The 26,067-nt window shown below is 64.4% G+C and carries 21 protein-coding genes; 13 read left to right on the top strand and 8 right to left on the bottom strand.

Annotated features, from left to right (window positions below):
• Nucleotides 1-128 precede the first annotated feature (128 nt).
• A complete protein-coding gene (locus tag FJV83_RS21975) occupies nucleotides 129-1,397 on the top strand; it encodes a cyclopropane-fatty-acyl-phospholipid synthase family protein (RefSeq protein ID WP_142887257.1) in 1,269 nt (422 codons plus the stop codon).
• Here FJV83_RS21975 and FJV83_RS21970 read toward each other — a convergent pair whose 3' ends face one another.
• The gene (locus FJV83_RS21970) at nucleotides 1,398-2,138 is read right to left on the bottom strand and encodes an MOSC domain-containing protein (RefSeq protein WP_095790275.1); all 741 of its coding nucleotides are present in this window, start codon (nucleotides 2,136-2,138) and stop codon (nucleotides 1,398-1,400) included.
• 51 nt (nucleotides 2,139-2,189) lie between these two features.
• Complete coding sequence (acs, locus tag FJV83_RS21965) at nucleotides 2,190-4,145, bottom strand: acetate--CoA ligase (protein ID WP_142887258.1); 1,956 nt, start codon at nucleotides 4,143-4,145, stop codon at nucleotides 2,190-2,192.
• A 315-nt stretch (nucleotides 4,146-4,460) separates the two neighbouring features.
• On the opposite strand from acs, the gene FJV83_RS21960 reads away from it, so the two are divergent.
• Nucleotides 4,461-4,733, top strand: coding sequence for an usg protein (locus FJV83_RS21960; RefSeq protein WP_019861862.1), 273 nt, complete (start codon nucleotides 4,461-4,463; stop codon nucleotides 4,731-4,733).
• A gap of 68 nt (nucleotides 4,734-4,801) precedes the next feature.
• On the opposite strand, the gene FJV83_RS21955 is transcribed toward FJV83_RS21960, so the two are convergent.
• The 3 genes from FJV83_RS21955 to FJV83_RS21945 form a co-directional block, all read right to left on the bottom strand.
• Nucleotides 4,802-5,314, bottom strand: coding sequence for an SUKH-3 domain-containing protein (locus FJV83_RS21955; protein ID WP_142887259.1), 513 nt, complete (start codon nucleotides 5,312-5,314; stop codon nucleotides 4,802-4,804).
• 105 nt (nucleotides 5,315-5,419) lie between these two features.
• On the bottom strand, nucleotides 5,420-6,454 hold the full coding sequence (locus tag FJV83_RS21950) for an aldo/keto reductase (RefSeq protein WP_142887260.1): 1,035 nt from the start codon (nucleotides 6,452-6,454) through the stop codon (nucleotides 5,420-5,422).
• A gap of 58 nt (nucleotides 6,455-6,512) precedes the next feature.
• Nucleotides 6,513-7,694, bottom strand: a complete 1,182-nt coding sequence (locus tag FJV83_RS21945; RefSeq protein WP_142887277.1) for an MFS transporter — start codon at nucleotides 7,692-7,694, stop codon at nucleotides 6,513-6,515.
• 122 nt (nucleotides 7,695-7,816) lie between these two features.
• Between FJV83_RS21945 and FJV83_RS21940 the strand changes: the two genes are divergently transcribed.
• On the top strand, nucleotides 7,817-8,725 hold the full coding sequence (locus FJV83_RS21940) for a LysR substrate-binding domain-containing protein (protein ID WP_142887261.1): 909 nt from the start codon (nucleotides 7,817-7,819) through the stop codon (nucleotides 8,723-8,725).
• Between the two features lie 50 nt (nucleotides 8,726-8,775).
• Here the strand turns inward: FJV83_RS21940 and FJV83_RS21935 are convergent, their stop codons facing one another.
• Both FJV83_RS21935 and FJV83_RS21930 read right to left on the bottom strand, forming a co-directional pair.
• Entirely contained in the window at nucleotides 8,776-9,825 is a 1,050-nt protein-coding gene (locus tag FJV83_RS21935) for an aldo/keto reductase (RefSeq protein ID WP_142878058.1), read from the bottom strand.
• A 109-nt stretch (nucleotides 9,826-9,934) separates the two neighbouring features.
• A complete protein-coding gene (locus FJV83_RS21930) occupies nucleotides 9,935-10,597 on the bottom strand; it encodes a YggS family pyridoxal phosphate-dependent enzyme (protein WP_142887262.1) in 663 nt (220 codons plus the stop codon).
• A 156-nt stretch (nucleotides 10,598-10,753) separates the two neighbouring features.
• Between FJV83_RS21930 and leuS the strand changes: the two genes are divergently transcribed.
• From leuS to FJV83_RS21915, 3 genes are all read left to right on the top strand, one after another.
• Nucleotides 10,754-13,378 (top strand): leucine--tRNA ligase, encoded by a 2,625-nt coding sequence (leuS, locus tag FJV83_RS21925; protein WP_142887263.1) that lies wholly within the window; start codon nucleotides 10,754-10,756, stop codon nucleotides 13,376-13,378.
• Nucleotides 13,365-13,943: an LPS assembly lipoprotein LptE gene (lptE, locus tag FJV83_RS21920; protein ID WP_142887264.1), complete on the top strand. Its 579-nt coding sequence runs from the start codon at nucleotides 13,365-13,367 to the stop codon at nucleotides 13,941-13,943. Before leuS ends, lptE begins: the two co-directional genes overlap by 14 nt.
• Before the next feature lie 265 nt (nucleotides 13,944-14,208).
• The gene (locus FJV83_RS21915) at nucleotides 14,209-16,785 is read left to right on the top strand and encodes a DNA translocase FtsK (protein WP_142887265.1); all 2,577 of its coding nucleotides are present in this window, start codon (nucleotides 14,209-14,211) and stop codon (nucleotides 16,783-16,785) included.
• Between the two features lie 82 nt (nucleotides 16,786-16,867).
• Here the strand turns inward: FJV83_RS21915 and fsa are convergent, their stop codons facing one another.
• Entirely contained in the window at nucleotides 16,868-17,524 is a 657-nt protein-coding gene (fsa, locus tag FJV83_RS21910; protein ID WP_095775831.1) for a fructose-6-phosphate aldolase, read from the bottom strand.
• A 90-nt stretch (nucleotides 17,525-17,614) separates the two neighbouring features.
• Here fsa and FJV83_RS21905 point away from each other — a divergent pair, with 90 nt between their 5' ends.
• From FJV83_RS21905 to atpD, 7 genes are all read left to right on the top strand, one after another.
• Nucleotides 17,615-19,798, top strand: coding sequence for a primosomal protein N' (locus FJV83_RS21905; protein WP_142887266.1), 2,184 nt, complete (start codon nucleotides 17,615-17,617; stop codon nucleotides 19,796-19,798).
• A gap of 38 nt (nucleotides 19,799-19,836) precedes the next feature.
• Nucleotides 19,837-20,532 carry an aspartate/glutamate racemase family protein gene (locus FJV83_RS21900; protein WP_142887267.1) on the top strand — a complete coding sequence of 232 codons (696 nt, stop codon included), beginning with the start codon at nucleotides 19,837-19,839 and terminating at the stop codon, nucleotides 20,530-20,532.
• A 173-nt stretch (nucleotides 20,533-20,705) separates the two neighbouring features.
• A complete protein-coding gene (locus tag FJV83_RS21895; RefSeq protein ID WP_095775829.1) occupies nucleotides 20,706-21,101 on the top strand; it encodes a DUF4345 family protein in 396 nt (131 codons plus the stop codon).
• Nucleotides 21,102-21,347: 246 nt separating this feature from the next.
• The gene (locus FJV83_RS21890; RefSeq protein WP_142887268.1) at nucleotides 21,348-21,908 is read left to right on the top strand and encodes a F0F1 ATP synthase subunit delta; all 561 of its coding nucleotides are present in this window, start codon (nucleotides 21,348-21,350) and stop codon (nucleotides 21,906-21,908) included.
• Nucleotides 21,908-23,437, top strand: a complete 1,530-nt coding sequence (atpA, locus tag FJV83_RS21885; RefSeq protein ID WP_019861845.1) for a F0F1 ATP synthase subunit alpha — start codon at nucleotides 21,908-21,910, stop codon at nucleotides 23,435-23,437. Before FJV83_RS21890 ends, atpA begins: the two co-directional genes overlap by 1 nt.
• A 32-nt stretch (nucleotides 23,438-23,469) precedes the next feature.
• Nucleotides 23,470-24,354 (top strand): F0F1 ATP synthase subunit gamma, encoded by an 885-nt coding sequence (locus FJV83_RS21880; RefSeq protein ID WP_095793983.1) that lies wholly within the window; start codon nucleotides 23,470-23,472, stop codon nucleotides 24,352-24,354.
• A 70-nt stretch (nucleotides 24,355-24,424) separates the two neighbouring features.
• A complete protein-coding gene (atpD, locus tag FJV83_RS21870) occupies nucleotides 24,425-26,020 on the top strand; it encodes a F0F1 ATP synthase subunit beta (RefSeq protein WP_181167985.1) in 1,596 nt (531 codons plus the stop codon).
• Nucleotides 26,021-26,067 lie beyond the last annotated feature (47 nt).

The following is a 26,067-nucleotide window of genomic DNA, read 5'->3' as shown; positions in this document are numbered from 1 at the left end:
CAAATGACAAGATGCCGGGCTGAAAAAGGCGTCCCGCCGGAGAATGCCGCGCAGTCGGGTCCGCGTGCTTCGGCTTGCGATCCCCGGCCAAAACGGACAACATGGCGTTATCGGTCACGGGAGGGACCATGGACGCCACCGAGAGAGCCGCGCGCATCGTACGAACCGTGATCGGGGCGCTGCAGCCGGGCTTTGCCGTCAGGCTATGGACCGGGGAACGGATCGGCCCCGCCGGCGGTCCTGTGCTTGCCATCAACGACCAGGACATCGTCTGGCAACTAGCCCGTCGGCCGACTTTCTCGACGCTGGTCGAGATGTGGATTTCCAAAACCGTCGATATCGAAGAGGGATCGCTGTTCGATTTCTACGCCCTGCCTTCGCAAGGTAAGTTGAAGACAAAGCTCAGATCGCTGCCGAAGCTGGCGATTCTGCGCGACCTCCCGGCCGTGCTGCTTTCGCGAAAGCAGATGACGGCACGCACCGATCTATCGGGACACAATCCTTATGTCAGCGGTTCGAGCAAGGAGGCGATCCAGCATCACTACGACATTTCGAATGCTTTCTACCGGCTCTTCCTCGACGAACGAATGGTCTACAGCTGCGGTTATTTCAGGGATTTCGCCAACGGCATAGACCAGGCGCAGATCGACAAGCTCGACCACATCTGCCGCAAGCTCCGGCTGAAGCCGGGCGAAAGCCTGCTCGACATCGGCTGCGGCTGGGGGGCGATGCTGATCCACGCGGCGAAGCATTACGGCGTCGTCGGCCGTGGCGTGTCGCTGTCGGAAGCGCAGACGAAGCTGGCGCGCGAACGCATCCGCGCCGAGGGGCTCGAGGACCGCATCACCATCGAGATAAAATCCTACGCCGAGCTTTCCGGCACGTTCGACAAGATATCGTCGATCGGCATGTTCGAGCATCTGGGCCTCGCCAACCATGCGGCCTATTTCTCGACCGTCCACCGTCTGCTGAAGCCCGGCGGCATCTACCTGCACCACGCCATCACGCGGCGCAGCAAGGGCGACCCGAAGAAGACCCTGCGCAAAGGACCGGAATACAGGGCGCTGATCAAATACATCTTCCCGGGCGGCGAGCTCGACACCATCGGCATGACGCTCGGGAATCTCGAGGCGCACGGTTTCCTCGTCGCCGACGTCGAGAATTTGCGCGAGCATTATGCCCGCACCTGCAGGCTGTGGGCCGAGCGCCTGCAGGCCCGCTTCGATGAGGCGATCGCTGAGGTTGGCGAGCCCAAGGCACGGCTCTGGCTGCTTTATCTCACCGGCTGTTCGATCACCTTCGATCGCGGCTCGGCGCAGATTTTCCAGACAGTCGTCACCAAGCGCGCGCGGGGGCCAAGCGGCCTGCCGCCGGCACGGGCCGACCTTTATCGGTAGCTACAGAAAACGCATCGCGTCGCCGACCTTGATACCGGCCGGCCGATCCACTGTGCAGTAGACGCCGAGATTGTGCGCGTTGTGGCGGACCAGATTGCGCAGGATGCCGGGATCGTGGTCGAAGCCGTCCTGGGCGATGATGGTGAAGCCGCAGCGGCGGCAAGGCTCCGAAATGGTCACCAGCAGATCGCCGATCGCGAGCTTGCGGCCGATCCATTCCGTTTCGGGGAACGAGCCTTCCACCGCCGCCATGTCGACGACGACGTTGGGGCGGAAGCGGCGCGGATCGGCGGCGCCATCCGGATGCAGCGCCTTCAGGCGCGCCAACGACGCCGTGGTCAAAAGGTGGATAGGCGCCTTGCTGTAGCGGGCGGCGGTTACCGGACCGGCATAGGCCGGCGGCGCATTCTCCCGGCCGAAGGGCCGGATCGAGGCGGCGAAGCCGAGATAGGCCGATATGGCACGGTCGCATTCGGCGCCGGGTGCGCTCACCCAGTCGCCGCCAGGGACGGCGATCTCCAGGTCGCGATCATTGGCCAGCCGGGTGCGAATGCGCGGCACCTTGTGCCATTTCGCCTCGCGGTCGGGCCTCGCGATCTCGTTGTCCGAGACATCGACGAGGCCGAACATGCGGTCGCCCGCCATGCCCGCCGGTCCGACCAGGATGGCGTCCTGGCGCTCGCCGGCGAGTGAACTCGCCGGATAGCGCCAGAGCTGCGCGACAGTGCCGATATCATTCATTCCGCTGGTCTCTCGTTGGCCGGGCTTCCCGCGACCTTCGACCAGTCGTTTTCAGCCTTTCTTGTTCTGCCGGTTGGCGATGAGATCGTCAACGACGGCCGGATCGGCGAGTGTCGAGATGTCGCCCAGGGTGGCGAAATCGTCCTCGGCTATCTTGCGCAGGATGCGGCGCATGATCTTGCCCGAGCGTGTCTTGGGCAGGCCGGGAGCGAACTGGATCTTGTCGGGCGAAGCGATGGCGCCGATCTCCTTGCGGACGTGGGCGATGAGCTCCTTGCGCAGTTCCTCGGTCGGCCCCACCCCCTTCATCAAGGTGACGTAGCTGTAGATGCCCTGGCCCTTGATGTCGTGCGGATAGCCGACGACGGCGGCCTCGGACACCGTGTCATGGCTGACCAGCGCCGATTCGACTTCCGCCGTACCCATGCGGTGGCCGGAGACGTTGATGACGTCGTCGACACGGCCGGTGATCCAGTAGTAGCCGTCGGCGTCGCGCCTGCAGCCGTCACCAGTGAAATACTTGCCCTTGTAGGTGGAAAAATAGGTCTGCACGAAACGGTCGTGATCGCCATAGACGGTGCGCATCTGGCCCGGCCAGGAATCGGTGATGCAGAGATTGCCGTCGGCCGCCCCTTCCAGCACCTTGCCTTCGCCGTCGACCAGCTGCGGCTTGACGCCGAAGAAGGGCCGCGTCGCCGAGCCGGGCTTGAGGTCGGTGGCGCCCGGCAGCGGCGTGATCAGGATGCCGCCGGTCTCGGTCTGCCACCAGGTGTCGACGATCGGCACCTTGCCGTTGCCGACGACGTTGAAATACCACTCCCAGGCTTCCGGGTTGATCGGCTCGCCGACCGAACCGAGCACGCGCAGCGATTTGCGCGAGGTCTTCTTGACCGGGTCGTTGCCGGCGCCCATCAGCGCGCGCAGCGCGGTCGGGGCGGTGTAGAAGATGTTGACCTTGTGCTTGTCGATGACTTCCCAGAAGCGCGCCTGCGAGGGGTAGTTCGGCACGCCCTCGAACATCAGCGTGGTGGCGCCGTTGGCGAGCGGGCCATAGACGATGTAGCTGTGGCCGGTGACCCAGCCGACATCGGCGGTGCACCAGTAGATGTCGCCGTCATGGTAGTCGAAGACATATTGGTGCGTCATCGAGGCATAGACGAGATAGCCGGCGGTGGTGTGCAGCACGCCCTTCGGCTTGCCGGTCGAGCCTGAGGTGTAAAGGATGAACAGCGGGTCTTCCGCTTTCATCTTCTCGGGCTTGCACTCGGCCTTCACCGTCGCGACCTCGTCGTGATACCAGAGGTCGCGGCCCGGCGCCCAGCCGATCTTGCCGCCGGTGCGGCGCACGACGAGGACGCTCTTCACCATGACGAAGTTCTTGGCGGCGATGTCGATCGCCTTGTCGGTGTTTTCCTTCAGCGGAATCGACTTGCCGCCGCGCAGGCCCTCATCCGATGTGATGACGAAGGTCGATTCGCAGTCGACGATGCGGCCGGCCAGCGCATCGGGCGAGAAGCCGCCGAAGACGATCGAATGGATGGCGCCGATACGCGTGCAGGCCAGCATGGCATAGGCGGCTTCCGGGATCATCGGCATGTAGATGGTGACGCGGTCGCCCTTCTTGACGCCGTGCTTCTTCATCACATTGGCGAGCCGGCAAACGTGCTCGTAGAGCTCGTTGTAGGTAATTTTCTTGTCGTCGTAGGGGTTGTCGCCTTCCCAGATGATGGCGGTCTGGTTGCCACGCTTCTTCAGATGGCGGTCGATGCAATTGTACGAGACATTGGTCAGCCCGTCCTCGAACCATTTGATCGCGACCTTACCGTCGAAGGAGGTGTTCTTGACCTTGCTGAACGGCTTGAACCAGTCGATGCGCTTGCCGTGCTTGCCCCAGAACTTGTCCGGGTTCTTGATGCTGTCGGCATACCATTTCAGGTAGGTGTCGTTGTCGATCAGCGCATTCTTCTTCCACGCCGGCTGGACGCGATGGACATGAACCTCGGACATTCCTGACTTTCCTCCCAAACCAATCCGCCGGCTTGAACCGCCGGCTGGATCGCGGCGAAGCGGCCGCGAATTCGGCGGCATTATTACCAGTTCCGGCGTTACGGCAATATTAGACGTTGGATTTGCGTGGCGGGATGCCGCAGGGGCATTGGCGGACGTTGTCAGCACTCAGCTTAGCTCGCTGCTAACTGTATGTTTTCGCGTCGAAAAGCCTGTTTCGATCAGGAAAAATCAATAGACAGTTAAGCAACGGCGCGCACAATCTGACGTTGGGAGGAAAGGAGACTCAACCAAGGGACCGCCAAGGGGGCAGCAATGCGCGACCATGCCGAAATGGACCTGATGCTCAAAGGCTATGGCCTGACCACGGCCAAGATTCTCTATCATTTCCCGGACCATCCCCACCTGCTGCAGAGCTTCATCTGGCAGGACTACGACATCGCTCCGACGTTTCCGGTGCTGATCAAATTCATCGAATTCTGGAAGGCCAAGCTCGACGGGCCGCTGCACTCGGTCGTCTACACGCACCAGAAGCTGATCGCGCCGAACGAATGGCGCAAGGTGGATGGCGAGTTCGTGCTGCATTAACACAAAGCTCGATGAGCCGTCTGCCATCGATGGCCGAGATGGGATGGATAGGGCCGATCAGGTCGCCCCTATCCCGTCATCAACTCTTCGGTGCTCAGGATCCGAGGGTTTCCACGTAGAAGTACCTCGCCATACCATGACACTTTGTCATGCGATGGCAGAAGAAGGGGTGACGCCCTCAGACCTAGCAGGGTGCGCTCCATTGCTTCACCAAAGGTACTGCCCATAAAACCTATGCCAGGCATACTCGGAGACACGACAAACACCCGGCCTCCTCCATCGACATACAGGCTTACGTGATAATTGTGAGCCGCTGCAAAGCAGGCCAGCTTGGTCTGAAGCAGGGCTTCAATCTCGAAAATTTCTTCGTAGCCTTCGTCTGGAGACCACCAAAAGCTGATATCGCTTCGGGCGCACTCGATCCCAGAACCGGTCTCACCGACCTTAAGGCCATCGAACTCGCTGAGAATGGCAGCTACCGGATGACCAGCCGGGACTGTTGGAGACACGGGAACTTTGCGCCCAGGAAACCACCCGGCTGCGGCAAAGATCGGCAAAACAGCAGGCGGTAGGGTCATCATTGCGCGACTATGAGCAGTGATCCTAACGTCCGCAATAGGTCGACTGCGGACGTTAGCCTAGTGGTGGGCGAATAGTCTCTTGTTGTCAGTTCCCTGTAGTCCTTTTCACACCGCCGGCGGGTTGAGCCGGGCAAAACCTTCCTGGCGGCGATAGGGGAAATACGGATAGGGCGCTGTCACTTCGCTTGCCGCGTCGAGTTTCTTCACCTGTTCGGGCGTCAAGGCCCAGCCGACGGCGCCGAGGTTCTGGCGCAATTGTTCCTCGTTGCGGGCGCCGATGATGACGGAGGAAACGGTCGGGCGCTGCAACAGCCAGTTGATGGCGATCTGCGGCACGGTCCTCCCGGTTTCCCGCGCCACCGCGTCCAGCGCGTCCATCACCCGGTAGAGATGTTCGTCCTCGAGCGGCGGGCCGAAGCTTGCGGTGTCATGCAGCCGGCTCTTTTCCGGCAGCGGCTGGCCGCGGCGGATCTTGCCGGTCAGCCGCCCCCATCCGAGCGGGCTCCACACCAGCGCGCCGACGCCCTGGTCGAGGCCGAGCGGCATCAGTTCCCACTCATAGTCGCGGCCGACCAGCGAATAGTAGACCTGGTGCGCGACGTAACGCGGATAACCGTGCTTGTCGGCCTCCGCCAGCGACTTCATCACCTGCCAGCCGGAGAAGTTGGAGACGCCGACATAGCGCAGCTTGCCGGCGCGCACGAGCTCGTCCAGGGTCGACAGCACTTCCTCGATCGGCGTGCCGGCATCGAAGGCGTGCAGTTGCAACAGGTCGATATAGTCGGTGCCGAGGCGCTTCAGCGCGGCGTCCACGGATTTGATCAGTCGTGAACGGGAAGAGCCGTAGTCGGCCGGCCCATCACCCATCGGCAAGGACGTCTTGGTCGAGATCAGCACGGCATCGCGCCGGCCCTTGATGGCTTCGCCGAGCACCTCTTCCGAGGCGCCGTTCGAATAGACGTCGGCGGTGTCGAACAGATTGACGCCGGATTCCAGGCAGATGTCGACCAGCCGCCGCGCTTCCCTGGCGTCGCTGTTGCCCCAGGCGCCGAACAGCGGACCGGAGCCGCCAAAGGTTCCCGCGCCAAATGAGAGTGCGGGCACTTTCAGGCCCGATGCGCCGAGACGTCGATAGTCCATTTTCTTACTCCTGGTGGTTTGGAAAGGGGTGTCGAAAAAACCGGTCCGCCGACGTGCGTCAGGGTCGGACGGAGACGGGCGCGCCGAGCGCGTTGGCGCGATCAAGGCGCAGGGCCAGCCCGGCCACGGCGAGTGCCGCGACCGGCAGCAAGGCGGCGACCCAGGTGAGCGAACCCAGTCCAAGGCCATGAGCAATGACCGCGCCGCCGAGCCAGGCGCCAGCGGCATTGCCGAGATTGAAGGCGGCGATGTTGAAGGAGGAGGCAAGGCTCTGGCCGGCGCCTTGCGCCTTGTCCAGCACCCACATCTGCAGCGGCGCCACGGTGCCGAAGGCGGCGGCGCCGAGCAGGCCGACATAGATGACGGCCATGACCTGGCTGTGGATGGCGAAGCTCATGGTCGCCAGCACCACGGCGAGCACCACGAGGCTGCCCAGCACCGCCGGCACCAGCCAGCGGTCCGCGACCTTGCCGCCGGCGAGGTTGCCGGCGATGAGGCCGCCGCCGAAGACGAGCAGGATCGGCGACACGGCGGCTTCCTTGAAGCCGCTGATCTCGGTCAACAGCGGAGCGATGTAGGTGAAGACGGCAAAGACGCCGGCATAGCCGAGCACGGTGGTGGCGAGGCCGAGCAGGACCGGCGTGCGGCGCAGCACGGCGAGATCGGCGCGCAGGTCGCTCTTTTCGGGCGCGACCTCGCTGCGCGGCACCAGGGCCAGGATGACGGCGAAGGCCGCCAGGCCGACCAAGGCCACCGCCCAGAAGGTCGCGCGCCAGCCTAAGGCCTGGCCGAGCCAGGTGCCGAAGGGCACGCCGAGGATGTTGGCGACGGTGAGCCCGGTGAACATCAGCGCGATCGCCGACGCCTTCTTGTTGGGCGCGACCAGGCCGGTGGCGACGACAGAACCGACGCCGAAGAACGTGCCATGGGCAAAGGCGGTGATGATCCGCGCGCCCATCAGGGTCCAATAATCGGGCGCCAGCGCACAGGCGAGGTTGCCCAGCGTGAATATCGCCATCAGCGCCAGCAGCACAGTCTTGCGCGGCCAGTTGCCGGTGGCGATGGTGAGCAGCGGCGCGCCGATGACGACGCCCAGCGCATAGCCCGAAATGAGCTGGCCAGCGGCCGAGATCGAGACGCCGAGGTCCTTGCTGACGTCGATGAGCAGACCCATGATGACGAATTCGGTGACGCCAATGCCAAAGGCACCGGCGGCGAGGGCGTAGAGAGCAAGAGGCATGGCGGTTCCCACTTTGGCGACGAGCGCCTTGTCCAAACCGCGCTCCGAGCCAAAAGATCGTGTCGCCATGCACTGTGAACCAGACTTGCATTGGGCACATTTTCTGTGAAATAGATTCACAAATGGCCAGACCCGACATCAACCGCTCCGGCGAGATCGAAGTGTTTGTGCGCGTGGTCGAGGCGGATAGCTTCTCGGCGGCTGCGCGCATGTTGCGCATGACGCCATCAGCCGTCAGCAAGCTGATCGCGCGTCTGGAAGCCCGGCTCGGCGCGCGGCTGGTCAGCCGCTCGACACGCAAGCTACAGCTGACGCCGGAGGGAACGGCGTTCTACGACAGCGGATTGCGTATCCTGGCCGACATGGCCGCGGCCGAGCGCGAGGCGGCGGCGGGTGCCGCACCGCGCGGGCGGCTGCGCGTCAACACCTACGTGCCCTTCGGCGTGCACCGGCTGATCCCGCTGTTGCCGCGCTTCCTCGAACGCTATCCCGAAATTTCGGTCGATCTGGTGCTGACCGACAGCGTCATCGACCTGATGGCCGAACGCGCCGATGTCGCCATCCGCGCCGGGCCGCTCGGCGAATCGCGGCTGGTGGCGCGCAAGCTCGGGCAAAGCCCGGTGGTGGTGGTAGCGGCCCCGTCCTATCTCGAAGCGCATGGCAAGCCGCTGACGCCGGCCGATCTCGATGGGCATAATCGCATGGGCTTCGGCTTCGTCAGGCACATTGATGGCTGGCCGTTTGTCGACGCTGCCGGCAACGCGGTCATGGTCCCGATCACCGGCAACACGCTGGTCAGCGACGGCGAGGCGATGCGGCTGATGACGCTGGCCGGAGCGGGCATCTCCCGGCTGGCGCGCTGGCATGTCGCGGCCGACATCGCTGCCGGGCGGCTAGTGGCGCTGCTGGAGGAATTCAATCCGGGCGACGAGGAGGCGACCCACGCCGTCTATGTCGGCCAGGGCCGGCATCTGCCGGCGCGGGTGCGGGCCTTTCTCGATTTTCTGGGAGAGAGTGTGCGGCTGGCCTGACAGGACACTCGGGAGCCGCCGGGCTCCCGAGATAACTGCGCTGGCAGCTACTATGCTTTCGGCACGAACGGCGCCGGGCGACGGCCAGCCGCCTGGCGCTCCAGCATCCAGCCGGGATATTCGGATGGCAGCGCGCTGACCTCGTCGAGCCTGGCGAGATCGTCCGCGTCGAGCTTCACTTCAGCCGCGGCGAGGTTCTGTTCGAGCTGGTCCATGCGGCTGGCGCCGATGATGACGCTCATCACGAAGGGCTTGGCCAGGACATAGCCGAGCGCCACCGTGGCAACGCTGACGTCATGCTTTCTGGCGATCTCGCGCATGACGGCGACGGCCGCCCAGGCGCGGTCCTCGTTGACCGGCGGGAAGTTGAAGGACGCACGGCGGCCCTCGCCATTGCCGGGCGCGCCAGGACCGTACTTGCCGGAAAGCAGGCCGCCCGCCATCGGCGACCACACCATCAGGCCGAGTTTTTCTTCGCTGATGAGCGGCACGATCTCGCGCTCAAGGTCGCGGCCGGCGATCGAATAGTAGGACTGGATGGTCTCGAAGCGGGCGAAGTCCTTGCGGTCGGCGATGCCGAGCGCCTTGGCGATGCGCCATGCCGCCCAGTTGGAAACGCCGACATAGCGGACCTTGCCGCTGGCAACGAGGTCGTCCAGCGCCCGTAGCGTCTCGTCGATCGGCGTCACCGCGTCGGTGCCGTGCAGCTGATAGAGATCGATATGGTCGAGCTGCAGCCGTTCGAGGCTGGCATCGACCGAATCCATGATGTGGCCGCGCGAGGAACCGCGCTCGTTCGGACCCTGGCCCATGGCGCCATGCACCTTGGTGGCGATGACGACGTCCGACCGTTTGACGCCGAGGTCCCTGAGCGACTGGCCGAGCAGGCGCTCGGACTCGCCGAAGGAGTAGACGTCGGCCGTGTCGAAGAAATTGACGCCGGCGGCGATCGAGCGGCCGACGATCTCGTTGACGCCCTTCTGGTCGAGGCTGGCGATCAGCCCCCATTGGGCATTCTGGCCGGCGGCGCCGAAGGTCATGGTGCCGAGGCACAGTTCGGAGACGAACATCCCCGTATTTCCAAGCTGGTTGTAACGCATGGCGAAGCTCCAGGAGAAATGTGTGATGACACAAAACAAATAGGAACGGTACGTTTCGTTTCAAGTCGTGGCGCAGCCGGCTTGCCGAACTGGCCCAAAGGCGTGCGTATCAGCGGCTGCCGAAGATCGCCGAGCCGACCCTGACGCTGGTGGCGCCGAAGGCGATGGCCGTCTCGTAGTCACCGGACATGCCCATCGACAGTTTGGCGACGCCGGCCTCGCGGGCAAGCTTTTCCAGCAGGGCGAAATGCGGACCGGGATTTTCGTCGGCCGGGGGGATGCACATAAGCCCTTCTATGGCGAGGCCGTGGACATCGCGGCAGCGGGCGACGAAGGCGATCGCCGCGCGCGGCTCGATGCCGGCCTTCTGCGGCTCGGAGCCGGTGTTGACCTGGACATGGAGCTTCGGTGCGCGGCCTTGCCTGGCGATTTCCTTGGCGAGTTCGGCGGCGATTTTCTCGCGGTCGATCGTTTCGATGACGTCGAACAGCGCCACCGCTTCCTTGGCCTTGTTCGATTGCAGCGGACCGATGAGATGCAACTCGATGTCAGGAAAAGCCTGCTTCAGATCGGGCCATTTGGCTTGCGCTTCCTGCACGCGGTTCTCGCCGAAGACCCGTTGGCCGGCCTCGATCACCGGCCGGATGTCGGCGGCGTCAAAGGTCTTGGAGACGGCCACCAGCGTCACCGCGCCGGCCTCGCGGCGGGCCTCCTGCTCGGCGGCGGCGATCTTCGCCTTGACCGCGAAAAACTGCTGAACGGTGTCACCCATATGCAAATCCCGCTGTTTTGACCCGCGTTTTTAGCCGCCGCGATGCCCATATGGTTGACGGGTTTGCCAAACCATGGTGAACACCCGGACCACATTCCCTGAACCGCGGAGCCAGTCGCCCGCGGTTCGCGCCTGCTTTTAAGTGAAAAACGTCCCATGGCAACCGAACGATACAATCCGCGCGCGTCAGAACCCAAATGGCAGAAGGCCTGGGCCGAAAAGAAGCTGTTCGAAGCGCGCAATGACGACCCGAAGCCGAAATACTATGTGCTGGAGATGTTCCCCTATCCGTCGGGGCGCATCCATATCGGTCACACCCGCAATTACACGATGGGCGACGTGGTGGCGCGCTACAAGCGGGCCAAGGGGTTCAACGTGCTGCATCCGATGGGCTGGGACGCCTTCGGCATGCCGGCCGAAAACGCAGCGATGCAGAACAAGGTCCACCCCAAGGAATGGACCTACCAGAACATCGCCACCATGCGCGAGCAGCTCAAGGTCATGGGCCTGTCGCTGGACTGGGCGCGCGAATTCGCGACCTGCGACGTCGACTACTACCACCGCCAGCAGATGCTGTTCCTCGATTTCGTCGAGAAGGGGTTGGTGACGCGCAAATCCTCCAAGGTCAACTGGGACCCGGAGGATATGACGGTGCTCGCCAACGAGCAGGTCATCGACGGGCGCGGCTGGCGCTCCGGAGCGCTGGTCGAACAGCGCGAACTGACGCAGTGGTTCTTCAAGATCACCGACTTTGCGCAGGACCTGCTGGATTCGCTCGACGGCCTCGACGAATGGCCGGAAAAAGTGAAGCTGATGCAGCAGAACTGGATCGGCCGCTCGGAAGGCCTGCTGATCCGCTGGCCTTTGGCCTCCGATGTTGCCGGCGAGCATGAGCTGGAAGTCTACACGACGCGGCCCGACACGATCTTCGGTGCCTCCTTCATGGCCGTCGCCGCCGATCACCCGCTGGCCAAAAAGGCCGCCGAGACCAATCCGGCGCTGGCGAAGTTCATCGACGAGGTCCGCCATATGGGCACGTCGGTGGCCGCACTTGAGACGGCCGAGAAGAAGGGTTTCGACACCGGCATCCGCGTCGTCCATCCCTTCGACGACAGCTGGACGCTGCCCGTCTACGTCGCCAATTTCGTGCTGATGGAATACGGCACCGGCGCCATATTCGGCTGTCCGTCCGGCGACCAACGCGACCTCGACTTCGCCAACAAATACGGCCTGCCGGTGATCCCGGTGGTGATGCCGGAAGGCGGCGATGCGAAGTCGTTCCAGATCACGGAAGAAGCGTATGTCGACGACGGGGTGATGATCAATTCACGCTTCCTCGACGGCATGAAGCCGGACCGCGCCTTCGACGAGGTGGCGAAGCTGCTGGAGCAGAAGACGATCGGCAACCGGCCGATGGCCGAGCGCAAGGTGAATTTCCGCCTGCGCGACTGGGGCATTTCGCGTCAGCGCTACTGGGGCTGCCCGATCCCGATGATCCATTGCGAGGATTGCGGCGTGGTGCCCGTGCCGAAGGCCGACCTGCCGGTCAAGCTGCCCGACGACGTCGATTTCGACCGGCCGGGCAACCCGCTCGACCGGCATCCGACCTGGCGGCATGTAAAGTGCCCGCAATGCGGCAAGGACGCGCGGCGCGAGACCGATACGATGGACACGTTCGTCGATTCGTCCTGGTATTTCGCCCGCTTCACCGCGCCCTGGGCGCATGAGCCGACCGATCCCAGGGCGGCCAACGAATGGCTGCCGGTGGACCAGTATATCGGCGGCATCGAGCATGCGATCCTGCACCTGCTCTATTCGCGCTTCTTCACCCGCGCCATGCGCGAGACCGGCCATGTCGATCTGGCCGAGCCGTTCAAGGGCCTGTTCACGCAAGGCATGGTGGTGCACGAAACCTACCGCGTCGGATCGGCTTCGAACGGCCGCTGGCTGGCGCCGCCCGAAGTGCGGCTGGAGGGCGTCGACGGCGAACGCCGCGCCTTCGACATCGCCACCGGCGAGGCTGTCACCATCGGCCCGCTGGAGAAGATGTCGAAGTCGAAGAAGAACACGGTGAGCCCGGAAGACATTACCGACGGCTACGGCGCCGACACGGCGCGCTGGTTCATGCTGTCGGATTCGCCGCCCGAGCGCGATGTCGAGTGGACCGACGATGGCGCCGCCGGCGCGCACCGCTTCATGCAGCGCATCTGGCGGCTGGTGTCGACGGCGGCCGAGACGCTGGCGGGCGTCAAGGCCGCGGCGGCCGACGCCGGCGAGGCGGGAGCGGTGTCGAAGGCCACGCACAAGATCCTGAAGGCGGTCGGCGAGGACATCGAGAAGCTCGGCTTCAACCGCGCCATCGCCCGCATCTATGAACTGGCCAATGTGCTGACCACGCCGCTCAACCAGGTGGCGGAAGGCAAGGCCGATCCGGCACTGCAGAGCGCCTGCCGCCAGGCGGTTGAGATCCTGGTGCATCTGATCGCGCCAGTGATGCCTCATCTGGCAGAAGAGTGCTGGGAGACGCTCGGCGGCACCGATCTGGTCGCCGAACGGCCATGGCCGGTCTTCGATCCGACGCTGGTCGTCGACAACGAAGTGACCTATCCGGTGCAGGTCAACGGCAAGAAGCGGGGGGATTTGACAATTGCCCGCGACGCGGACCAAGGTGCGGTCGAAAAAGCGGTATTGGCTCTCGACTTCGTGCAGAAAGCACTCGAAGGTAAGGCTCCGCGCAAGGTGATCATCGTACCGCAGAGGATCGTCAATGTCGTTGCCTGATCGGGAAAAGACAGAGCTGAGCCGTCTGCTGCGCCGCGTCGCGCTCGCCGGCCTTGTCGGCTCGCTGGCTCTGGTTTCGGCCTGCACGGTACGGCCGCTCTATTCCAACGCGCCATTGTCGACGGGCTCGACCGCCAATGCCGAGCTGGCGTCGATCGCCATCAAGCCGGTCAGGACGCGTTATGCCCAGCAGGTGCGTAACAATCTGATCTTCGGCTTCGGGCGGGGCGCCGGCGAACCGGCGTCGCCGCTTTATTCGCTTAATCTCAGCGTGGCCGAAGCTGTTGAATCCTCGGCCCTCGTGCAGGTCGGCACCGATGAGGACGAGCCGACCGCCGGCTCGGTGACGCTGACCGCCAACTATACGCTGACCGATGCGAAAACTGGCGCCGTCGTCACCGTCGGCAAGCGCTCGATTACCTCGTCCTTCGACAGGCCGCGCCAGGAATTTGCCTCGTACAGGGCGCAGATCGACGCCGAGAACCGCGCCGCGCGCGAACTGGCCGAGGCGCTGCAGCTGTCCATCGCCCAGGATCTGGTCAGGCACGGCAAGGCGGCCAGCTAGCGCCACCTTCTTTTCACGGAAACACCATCTCGATCCTGGTGTCCGGTCGCCTCGCAGCGGCCGGGCGGCATATTTTCAACTCGCCTTTGGCCCGATGCATTGGGATGCGCGGGCGACCGTTGAACGAGGATCAGCCGCTCGAATTCCGATCACCTCACATCGCCGCGAAAGATACGTTTCGACCGCTCCAAAAGCGCTGGCGGGAAGCAACTGTTAACCACTCGCTCCCTATTGCTCAGCGGACATTTCAGAGTGAGTCTTGAGAATGGAATCCAAGCGTTTTCCTCGGGTCAATTCATTGAAGCCAGCTTCGCCCGATGACCCCGAGGGAAAGCGTTTCAACGGCGTGAGCGGCAAGGTGGACAGCCAGCCGCCCGGCGCGACCGCGGGCGGCCCGCCACCTGTCGATCTCGGCGGCAATGAAAGTCCCGCCTGGCAGGAGTATTTCTTCCTGGCGCCCAATGTGCGGTTTACCCGCACGCCGGACTACGAAGCCAGCGCACGCCATCCGCGCCAGATCACCTCCGAGCAAGGCGAATCGCCGGCGCCGCCGGCGCGGCAAGCCGTCGCACAGCCTGCCGCGGCTGCGCCGTCGTCCGTGGTCCCGTCCCCGTCATTGTCGGCGGCGATGAAAAGCCGGAACGCCGCTTTGGAAACCGCCCGGCCGCCCGCCGGCAACAAAGCCGTGATGCATGAAAGATCACCGGCTTCGGCATCCGTTCCGCCAAGGCATGCCAGCGAAAAGGCGCGGACCCTCGTGACGGCCGGTCCGGGGACCGCTGCGCCGGTACGTGCATCCGCACCGGCGGCGTCTGCCCAGGAAATGGCGGCGCCGGTCAAGACAACAGGCCGTGAAACCGTCCGCTGGCCCTACCTGTCGGATCACGTCTTCTTCGAGCTCATGGCGCCTTACATGATCGAAGGTTCGTCGCCCGCGTCGCGAGCCGTCCCGGTTCAGCGCGCCGCCGCGCCGGTCGCCGCCGGACAGGTCGATGTTCGCGCCGCGCCGACGGCCGACCCGACCGCGTTGTTCCGTGTCATCGACTGCCTTCCAGGCCAGCAGGCCTCGTCCGCCTCGTCGGATGTCCGTCCGGCCAACTCCAACGAAGCGGTGGTTCAGCCGGCGGCGGGTGGTGTGCCGAAGCGAACCCAGGCGCGGGTCGCAGTGCCCGCCGTCGCGGGCAATGCCGCTCCGGCGCAAGGCGCCGAGGACACCGTGCAGGTTCCGGCCGGGCGCGCCTCTTCGCCGCTGCCTTTGGCCGGCAAGATCGTGCCAGCCACGACGGGCGAGGCGTACGAACTTCCCTCGGAAGAGCTGCTGCAGCAGCCGCCGGAAGGGCAGGGCTTCTATATGTCGCAGGAGCGGCTCGAGCAGAATGCCGATCTCCTGGAGAGCGTGCTCGAGGATTTCGGCGTGCGCGGCGAGATCATCCACGTTCGCCCGGGTCCGGTCGTCACCCTCTATGAGTTCGAGCCGGCGCCGGGCGTCAAATCGTCCCGCGTCATCGGTCTTGCCGATGATATCGCCCGCTCCATGTCGGCGATTTCGGCGCGCGTCGCCGTCGTGCCCGGCCGCAACGTCATCGGCATCGAGCTGCCGAACGAGACGCGCGAGACCGTCTATTTCCGCGAACTGATCGAATCGCAGGGCTTCCGCAAGACCAGCTGCAAGCTGGCGCTTTGCCTCGGCAAGACGATCGGCGGTGAGCCCGTCATCGCCGAACTGGCGAAGATGCCGCATCTGCTGGTCGCCGGGACCACCGGCTCCGGCAAATCGGTCGCCATCAACACCATGATCCTGTCGCTGCTCTACCGGCTGAAGCCGGAAGAATGCCGGCTGATCATGGTCGATCCGAAGATGCTGGAACTCTCGGTCTATGACGGCATCCCGCATCTTCTGACGCCCGTCGTCACCGATCCCAAGAAGGCCGTCACCGCGCTCAAATGGGCGGTGCGCGAGATGGAGGACCGCTATCGCAAGATGGCGCGGCTCGGCGTGCGCAACATCGACGGCTACAATGAGCGCGCCGCCCAGGCCCGCGATAAAGGCGAAGCGGTCGTCATGACCGTGCAGACCGGCTTCGAAAAAGGCACCGGCGAGCCGCTGTTCGAGCAGCAGGAAATCGATCTTGCGCCGATGCCCTACATCGTCGTCATCGTCGACGAGATGGCCGATCTGATGATGGTCGCCGGCAAGGAGATCGAAGGCGCCATCCAGCGCCTGGCGCAGATGGCGCGCGCTGCCGGCATCCATCTGATCATGGCAACGCAACGCCCCTCGGTCGACGTCATCACCGGCACGATCAAGGCCAACTTCCCGACCCGCATCTCCTTCCAGGTCACCTCCAAGATCGACAGCCGCACCATCCTGGGCGAGCAGGGCGCCGAACAGCTGCTCGGCCAGGGCGACATGCTGCACATGATGGGTGGCGGGCGCATTTCGCGCGTGCATGGCCCCTTCGTCTCCGACGCCGAGGTCGAACATGTCGTGGCGCATCTGAAGGCGCAGGGCCGCCCGGAATATCTGGAGACCGTGACCGCCGACGAGGACGAGGAAGAAGTCGAGGACGATCAGGGCGCGGTCTTCGACAAGGGATCGGTCGCCGCCGAGGACGGCGATTCCAGCTATGACGAAGCGGTCAAGGTGGTGGTGCGCGACAAGAAGTGTTCGACGTCCTACATCCAGCGCCGTCTCGGCATAGGCTACAACCGGGCCGCATCCTTGGTCGAGCGCATGGAGAAGGAAGGTCTGGTCGGCGCGCCCAACCATGTCGGCAAGCGCGAAATCATCATGGGCCGGCGCCCGCCGGCAGCCGCGCCCGACGAGGACGGCACGGAATGATCGGCGGCCCTTGCGGCGATCGGGCTTCTTCCGACACATAACAAAAAAGGCCGGTCGCCCGGCCTTTTGAAGCAGTGCGATCTCAGCCGATCTTCTGGCCGGTCTTGGCCCAGTCTGCAAGGAAGGCGGCGAGACCCTTGTCGGTCAGCGGATGGTTGACCAGCGCCTTCAGCGTCGCCGGCGGCGCGGTGATGACGTCGGCGCCGATCAGGGCCGCTTGCTTGACGTGGTTCACCGTGCGCACCGAAGCGGTCAGGATCTCGGTCTGGAAATCGTAATTGTCGTAGATCTGCCGGATCTCCTGGATCAGTTCCATGCCGTCCGAGCCGGTGTCGTCGATACGGCCGACGAAGGGCGAGATAAACGAGGCGCCGGCCTTGGCGGCGAGCAGCGCCTGGTTGGCCGAGAAGCACAGCGTGACGTTGACCATGCGGTTCATCTGGGTGCGGATCGTCTTGCAGGCCTTCAGGCCGTCCAGCGTCAGCGGCACCTTGATGCAGACATTGGGCGCGATCTTGGCCAGCACCTCGGCCTCCGCCATCATGTCCTTGTATTCGGTCGCCACGACTTCGGCCGAGACCGGGCCGGCGACGATATCGCAGATCTGCTTGGTGACGTCGGCGATCTTGCCGCCGGATTTGAGAATCAGCGACGGATTGGTGGTGACGCCGTCGAGCAGCCCCAGATCATTCAGCTCACGGATTTCCTTGATGTCGGCGGTGTCGACGAAAAATTTCATGGCGGTCTCCTGACGATTTCGTCGTGCTTGGGAAGGCACGTTCAGCGTTGCTCTTTGATCTAGACCAAAGTCGGGGCAAGGTCACGCCTCATGATCGAAGATTCGCCCTTTGTCGCAGCCGCGCCGGTGCTGGTGCCGATGCCTGCCGAACGCCCCTACACCTATGCCGTGCCGGCCGGCATGCGCGTGGTGCCGGGGTCGATCGTGCGCGTGCCGCTCGGGCCGCGCCAGGTTGCCGGCATCGTCTGGGATGGCGCGGTCGAGACTGTCGACGCGAAAAAACTGCGCCCGATCGAACAGGTCTTCGACTGCCCGCCGATCGACCGTTCGATGCGCCGTTTCGTCGACTGGGTGGCGCAATACACGCTGTCGGCGCCGGGCATGGTGGCGCGGATGCTGCTCAGAGCGCCGGAGGCCTTCGACCCGGAGCCCTGGATCGAGGGGTTGCAGCGCACCCTTATCGTTCCCGACCGGATGACGGATGCGCGGGCGCGCGTGCTGGAAACGGCCGAAGGCGGGTTGGCCTGGACACGATCCGGCCTGGCGCATGCGGCCGGCGTGTCGTCGACGGTGATCGAGGGGCTGAAGGCGCAAGGCGTGTTCGAGACGGTGATGATCCCGCCGCGCCCGGTCGTGGCAGCACCTGACCCGAGCTATGCCGTGCCCGAACTGATGCCGGACCAGAGCGACGCCGCATCGATGCTGCGCGCCAATGTCGCGGCCGGCGCCTTCAACGTCGCGCTGCTCGACGGCGTCACCGGGTCTGGCAAGACGGAGGTCTATTTCGAGGCGGTGGCGGCCGCACTCGACCGGGGCAAGCAGGTGCTGATCCTTTTGCCGGAAATCGCGCTGACCCATGCCTTCCTCGAACGCTTCCAGCAGCGCTTCGGCGCCAAGCCGGGCGAATGGCATTCCGACCTGCCGCCCAGGATGCGCGAAAAAGTCTGGCGGCAGGTGGCGGAAGGCACGGTGCGCGTCGTTGCCGGCGCGCGCTCGGCGCTGTTCCTGCCGTTCAAGGAGCTCGGCCTGATCGTCGTCGACGAGGAGCACGACCCTGCCTACAAGCAGGAGGACCGTGTCTTCTACAATGCGCGCGACATGGCGGTGGTGCGCGGCCATATTGGCGGCTTCCCGGTGGTGCTGGCATCGGCGACGCCATCGGTCGAGAGCCGCGTCAATGCGAGCCAGGGCAAGTACAACAGGGCCATTCTCTCCGCCCGCTTCGCCGAGGCGGCGCTGCCGCAGCTGAAGTCGATCGACATGCGGCGCGCGCCACCGGCGCGTGGCGGCTTCCTGTCGCCGGTGCTGATCGACCATATGCGCAAGACGCTGGAGAAGAAGGAACAGTCGCTGCTGTTCCTCAACCGGCGCGGCTATGCGCCGCTAACGCTGTGCCGCGTCTGCGGCCACCGTTTCGGCTGCCCGGTCTGTTCGGCCTGGCTGGTCGAGCATCGCTTTCGCGGCCAGCTGGTCTGCCATCATTGCGGGCACAATGAGCGCCGCCCCGAAGCCTGCCCGGAATGCGGCACGCTCGATCATCTGGTCGCCTGCGGCCCGGGCGTCGAGCGCATCGCCGAGGAGGTCGTCACGCATTTCCCCGATGCGCGCACCATTGTCTTGTCGTCCGACCTGATGGGCGGCGTGCGGCGGCTCCGGCTGGAACTGGAGGCCATCGCCGATGGCGAGGCCGACATCGTCATTGGCACCCAGCTCGTCGCCAAGGGTCACAATTTTCCCAACATGACGCTGGTCGGCGTCGTCGACGCCGATCTTGGCCTTGCCAATGGCGATCCGCGCGCTGCCGAGCGCACCTTCCAACTGCTCAGCCAGGTGACCGGCCGCGCCGGCCGCACCGGCAAGAAGAGCCTCGGCCTGCTGCAGACTTTCCAGCCGGACCATCCGGTGATGCGGGCGATCGTCTCGGGCGATGCCGAGGCTTTTTACGAACGCGAGATCGCCGAGCGCGAGCGGGCGGCGCTGCCACCGTTCGGCCGGCTGGCCGGCGTCATCGTCAGCGCGGTGACGCGGGCGGAAGCGGAAGGGCATGCACGCGGCCTGCGCCGCGCCGCGCCCGAGGCGGCAGACCTGTTCGTGCTGGGGCCGGCGGAAGCGCCGCTGTTCCTGCTCGGCGGCCGCCATCGCTTCCGCCTGCTGATCCAGGGCGAACGGCGCGCCGACATGCAGGGCTTTATCCGCGCCATGCTGGCCAACGGGCCGAAGCAGCGTGGCTCGGTCCGGGTGCAGGTCGACATCGATCCGCAGAGCTTTTTATAAGGCCGCCATATCGGCGATAGCGAGAAATGGAAGATCACATGAAACCCCTTGGCTTGCTCGGCGGCATGAGCTGGGAATCGACCGCCATCTACTATCGCCTGCTCAACGAGATCGTGCGCGAGCGCCTCGGCGGGTTGCATTCGGCCAAGCTGCTGCTGTGGTCGTTCGATTTCGCCGAGATCGCCGAGCGGCAGCATCATGGCGATTGGGACGGCGCCGGCGTGCTTCTGAATGATGCCGCGCGCAAGCTGGAGGCGGGCGGTGCGGAAGGCCTGGTTCTGTGCACCAACACCATGCACAGACTGGCTGACCAGGTGCAGGCGTCGGTGTCGATCCCCTTGATCCGTATCGCCGATGCCACTGCGGCCGCGGTCAAGCGCACAGGCATGCAGCGCCCGGCGCTGCTGGCGACGCGCTTCACCATGGAGCAGGATTTCTACAAGGGCCGGCTCGCCGACAAATACGGCCTGTCGCCGGTCGTGCCCGATGCGGCCGGGCGCGACATGGTGCATCGCGTCATCTATGACGAGCTCTGTCAGGGCATCGTCAGCGAAGCCTCGAAGGCGGCCTACATGGAAGAGGCCGAACGCCTTCGGCGTGACGAGGCCGCCGACAGCATCATCATGGGCTGCACCGAGATCACCATGCTCATCGGACAGGATGATTTCGACATTCCGGTTTTCGACACGACACGCATCCATGCCGAGGCGGCGGTGGAATTCGCGCTCGGTTGATGCGCCGTTTTTTTCTGACGCAATTGCCTAGGGAAAACGCTATGCGTTTTTCCCGGGAAAACGTTTCACACTTTTCCTGGCATGGCTTTGAAAGTGCCTGATGCCATCTGGCGCGGCGCTTTTCCTCGGTTAGAATGCCCGGAATTTCAAAACAGGCATTTCGAGGGGACAGCATGGATTTTGCGCTTCCATGGCCGACGAGCCAGGGCGAATGGCTGGCCTGGTCGAGCGCCGTCTTCACCGTGCTGCTCGGGTTTCTGTTTTTCCTGGCGCCTGGGCTGGCCTTCCGCATCCTGCGCCTGCAGGCGAAACCGGACAAGGCGGCGGCGATCGCAGAGGGGCGTGGCAGGATGTCGGGCTTTTATCTCGGCGTCGGCCTGTGCTGCATCCTCTTGGCGCAGCCATTGGTTTACATGGCGCTCGGCTTCTCCTGGCTGTTCACGGCCTTCGGCCGGCTGCTGTCGATGATGTCGGATGGCGCCAACACACCTTTCAATTGGGTTTCCATTGTGGTGGAGTTGGTCCTGGCGGCGTTGCCGCTCGCCTTTGCCTTCGGCTTTGTGCCCTGAATCCAAGGCTATTCCGGCGCATCAGGCGCGAGTCTTTCGCCGGATGCGACAATAGTGCCTGAAAAGCATGCGGAACGACGCATTGCGGTCTTAAAATGCCTGTGCTAGACGGCAATCGACTTTCGGCCGGGGATAGCGGAAGCCGCGCCTCCGTGCTTGAAAAAATGCAGTAAGGTCAAAGATTTAGCCAGAGTTTTTGCTCGCGCCAACAATCTGCGGCCTGTCAGACAAGAGAAAAGACGGTCCGTGGCTCAATCGTCATCGCCAATCTCAGGTGTCGCAGAACGCTATGCGGGTTCGCTGTTCGAACTCGCCCTGCAGGCAAATTCCGTGGCCAAGGTCGAGTCCGACCTCAACAGTTTCGAGGCGATGCTCGCGGGCAGTTCCGACCTGACCCGGCTGATCAACAGCCCGGTATTCTCCAGCGAGGAGCAGGCCAAGGCCATCGCGGCGATCGCCGACAAGGCCAAGATCACCGGCCTCACCGGTAATTTCCTGCGCGTCGTCGCCCGCAATCGCCGGCTGTTCGCCGTGCCCGGCATGATCAAGGCGTTCCGCCAGATCGCCGCCGAGCATCGTGGCGAGACCGCTGCTGAAGTGACGTCGGCTCACGAGCTGACGGCTGCCCAGCAGGCCGAACTCAAGGCGGCGCTTAAAGGCGTTGCCGGCAAGGACGTGGCCATCTCCGTCACCGTCGATCCGTCGCTGCTCGGCGGGCTGGTGGTCAGGATGGGCTCGCGCCAGATCGATACGTCGCTCAAAACCAAACTCAATTCGCTCAAGCTTGCACTGAAAGAGGTCGGCTGATGGACATCCGCGCCGCGGAAATTTCCGCAATTCTGAAAGACCAGATCAAGAATTTCGGCAAGGAGGCCGAGGTCTCCGAAGTTGGACAGGTGCTGTCCGTCGGTGACGGTATCGCCCGCGTCTACGGCCTCGACAATGTCCAGGCCGGCGAAATGGTCGAATTCCCCGGCGGCATCCGCGGCATGGCGCTCAACCTCGAAGCCGACAATGTCGGCGTCGTCATCTTCGGCGCCGACCGCGACATCAAGGAAGGCGACACCGTCAAGCGCACTGGCGCCATCGTTGACGTTCCGGTCGGTCCGGGCCTGCTCGGCCGCGTCGTCGACGCGCTCGGCAACCCGATCGACGGCAAGGGCCCGATCAAGGCGACCGAACGCAAGCGCGTCGACGTCAAGGCGCCCGGCATCATCCCGCGCAAGTCGGTGCATGAGCCGATGTCGACCGGCCTCAAGGCCATCGACGCGCTGATCCCGGTCGGCCGCGGCCAGCGCGAGCTGGTGATCGGCGACCGCCAGACCGGCAAGACCGCCATCATCCTCGACACGATGCTCAACCAGAAGTCGGTGCACGACAACGGCCCCGAGAAGGAAAAGCTCTACTGCGTCTACGTCGCCGTCGGCCAGAAGCGCTCGACCGTCGCGCAGTTCGTCAAGGTGCTGGAAGAGCGCGGCGCGCTCGAATATTCGATCATCGTCGCCGCCACCGCTTCCGATCCGGCGCCGATGCAGTTCCTGGCGCCGTTCGCCGGCTGCACCATGGGCGAATATTTCCGCGACAACGGCATGCATGCGCTGATCAGCTACGACGATCTGTCGAAGCAGGCCGTCGCCTATCGCCAGATGTCGCTGCTCCTGCGCCGCCCGCCGGGCCGCGAAGCCTATCCGGGCGACGTCTTCTACCTGCACTCGCGCCTGCTCGAGCGCGCCGCCAAGCTCAATGACGATCTGGGCAATGGCTCGCTGACGGCTCTGCCGGTCATCGAAACCCAGGCCAACGACGTGTCGGCCTACATCCCGACCAACGTGATCTCGATCACCGACGGCCAGATCTTCCTCGAAACCAACCTGTTCTTCCAGGGCATCCGTCCGGCCGTCAACGTCGGTCTGTCGGTGTCGCGCGTCGGTTCCTCGGCGCAGATCAAGGCAATGAAGCAGGTTGCCGGCTCGATCAAGGGCGAGCTCGCGCAGTACCGCGAAATGGCGGCCTTCGCGCAGTTCGGCTCGGATCTCGACGCCGCCACGCAGCGCCTGCTCAACCGCGGATCGCGCCTGACCGAACTCCTGAAGCAGCCGCAGTTCTCGCCGCTGAAGACGGAAGAGCAGGTCGCGGTGATCTTCGCCGGCGTCAACGGCTATCTCGACAAGCTGCCGGTCAACCAGGTCGGCAAGTTCGAGCATGGCCTGCTCAGCCACATGCGTGCGGCGGGCAAGGACGTTCTCGACGCCATCCGCAAGGAAAAGGCGCTGTCGGACGATCTGCGCGCCAAGCTGAAGGCAGAGATCGACGCTTTCGCCAAGACCTTCGCCTGAGCAAAGCGACAAGACGGGATCAGGTTTGAAGCATGCCTTCACTAAAAGACCTTCGTAACCGTATCGCCTCGGTCAAGGCGACGCAGAAGATCACCAAGGCGATGCAGATGGTCGCCGCGGCGAAGCTGCGCCGTGCGCAAGAGGCAGCGGAAGCGGCGCGCCCCTATTCGGAGCGCATGGGTTCCGTGCTGGCCAACATCACCCAGGCAATCGGCAGCGGCGGCGACGCCCCGGCGCTGATGACCGGCACCGGCAAGGACAACGTGCATCTGCTCGTCGTCTGCACCGCCGAGCGCGGCCTGTGCGGCGGCTTCAATTCGCAGATTGCCCGTCTTGCCCGCGATCATATCCGGCGGCTTCTGGCCGACGGCAAGCAGGTCAAGATCATCTGCGTCGGCAAGAAGGGTTTCGACATCCTGCGCCGCGACTATGCCTCGATGATCCTCGATCGCGTCGACCTGCGCGAGGTCAAGACGCTCGGCTTCGTCAATGCCGACGCGATCGCCAAGAAAGTCATCCACCTCTTCAACGAGGGCGCCTTCGACATCTGCACGCTGTTCTATTCGCAGTTCAAGTCGGTGATCAGCCAGGTCCCGACCGCGCAGCAGATCATCCCGGCCGGCGTCGCTTCGGCTCCCGCCGAGGCGGTGGATGGCGGCAATGCCGTCTACGAGTATGAGCCGGAGCCGGGCGAAATCCTCTCCGACCTCATCCCGCGCAACATTTCCGTGCAGGTTTTCCGGGCGCTGCTCGAAAACGCGGCCGGCGAAATGGGCGCCAAGATGAGCGCCATGGACAATGCGACGCGCAACGCCGGCGAGATGATCAACAAGCTGTCGATCACCTACAATCGCCAGCGGCAGGCGCAGATCACCAAGGAACTGATCGAAATCATTTCGGGCGCCGAAGCGCTCTAGGCGTGGTTCGCGGGCCATCGGCCCGCTCCAGGACCGCGTGAGAAACAAAGGACGAAAAAGGGTAAAGACGATGGCGAAAGCAGCGACCCCCAAGACGGCGGCCCCCAAGGCGGCAGCCGCGAAGACCGCAGCCCCCGCAAAGGCGGCCAAGGCTCCGGCAGCCGCCGCGAAGGCAGCTCCGGCAAAGACGGCCGCGGCGCCGGCCAAGGCCGCGGCGGCCAGGACTCCCGCAGTGGCCGCCAAGGCGACGGGCGTCGTCGGCAAGGTCCGCCAGGTCATCGGCGCCGTCGTCGACGTACAATTCGGCGATCACCTTCCGGCGATCCTGAACGCGCTCGAGACGACCAATGTCGGCAATCGCCTGGTGCTCGAAGTTGCCCAGCACCTGGGTGAAAACACCGTGCGCTGCATCGCCATGGACTCCACCGAAGGTCTGGTGCGCGGCCAGGAAGTGCGCGACACCGGTGCGCCGATCACGGTGCCGGTCGGCCCGGGCATGCTCGGCCGCATCATCAACGTCATCGGCGAGCCGGTCGACGAAGAAGGCCCGGTCGACGGGATCGAAATGCGCTCCATCCACCAGCCGGCTCCGACCTATGTCGAGCAGTCGACGGAAGCGCAGATCCTGATCACCGGCATCAAGGTGCTCGACCTGCTGGCACCTTACGCCAAGGGCGGCAAGATCGGCCTGTTCGGCGGCGCCGGCGTCGGCAAGACCGTGCTGATCCAGGAACTGATCAACAACATCGCCAAGGCGCATGGCGGCTATTCGGTGTTCGCCGGCGTCGGCGAGCGCACGCGCGAGGGTAACGATCTCTATCACGAGTTCATCGAATCCGGCGTCAACAAGAAGGGCGGCGGCGAAGGCTCCAAGGCGGCCCTCGTGTACGGCCAGATGAACGAGCCGCCGGGCGCGCGCGCCCGCGTCGGCCTGACCGGCCTGACGGTCGCTGAATATTTCCGCGACCAGGGCCAGGACGTGCTGTTCTTCGTCGACAACATCTTCCGCTTCACGCAGGCGGGTTCGGAAGTGTCGGCTCTGCTCGGCCGTATCCCGTCGGCCGTGGGCTATCAGCCGACGCTCGCCACCGACATGGGCGCGCTGCAGGAACGCATCACCACCACCACCAAGGGCTCGATCACCTCGGTGCAGGCCATCTACGTGCCCGCCGACGACTTGACCGACCCGGCGCCGGCGACCTCGTTCGCCCACCTTGACGCGACGACGACGCTGAACCGCGCCATCGCCGAAAAGGGCATCTATCCGGCGGTCGATCCGCTGGATTCGACCTCGCGCATGCTCGACCCGATGGTTGTCGGCGAAGAGCACTATGCCGTTGCCCGCCAGGTGCAGTCGATCCTCCAGCGCTACAAGTCGCTGCAGGACATCATCGCCATCCTGGGCATGGACGAGCTGTCGGAAGAGGACAAGCAGACCGTGGCCCGCGCCCGCAAGATCGAGCGCTTCCTGTCGCAGCCCTTCTTCGTCGCCGAAGTGTTCACCGGCGCGCCGGGCAAGCTCGTCGACCTCGCCGACACCATCAAGGGCTTCAAGGGCCTCTGCAACGGCGACTACGATCACCTGCCGGAAGCCGCCTTCTACATGGTCGGTGGCATCGAGGAAGCAGTCGAGAAGGCACAGCGCCTGGCGGCCGAAGCGGCTTAATCAAGGGAATAGGGAGTAGTCAGTAGTCAGTAGTGAATAGCAGCTGG

The sequence above is a fragment of the Mesorhizobium sp. WSM4307 genome (genome assembly GCF_007003945.1).
GTDB lineage: Bacteria > Pseudomonadota > Alphaproteobacteria > Rhizobiales > Rhizobiaceae > Mesorhizobium.
The sequence above is the reverse complement of the archived record's forward strand: the minus strand, read 5'-3'. Positions and strand labels throughout refer to the sequence as shown.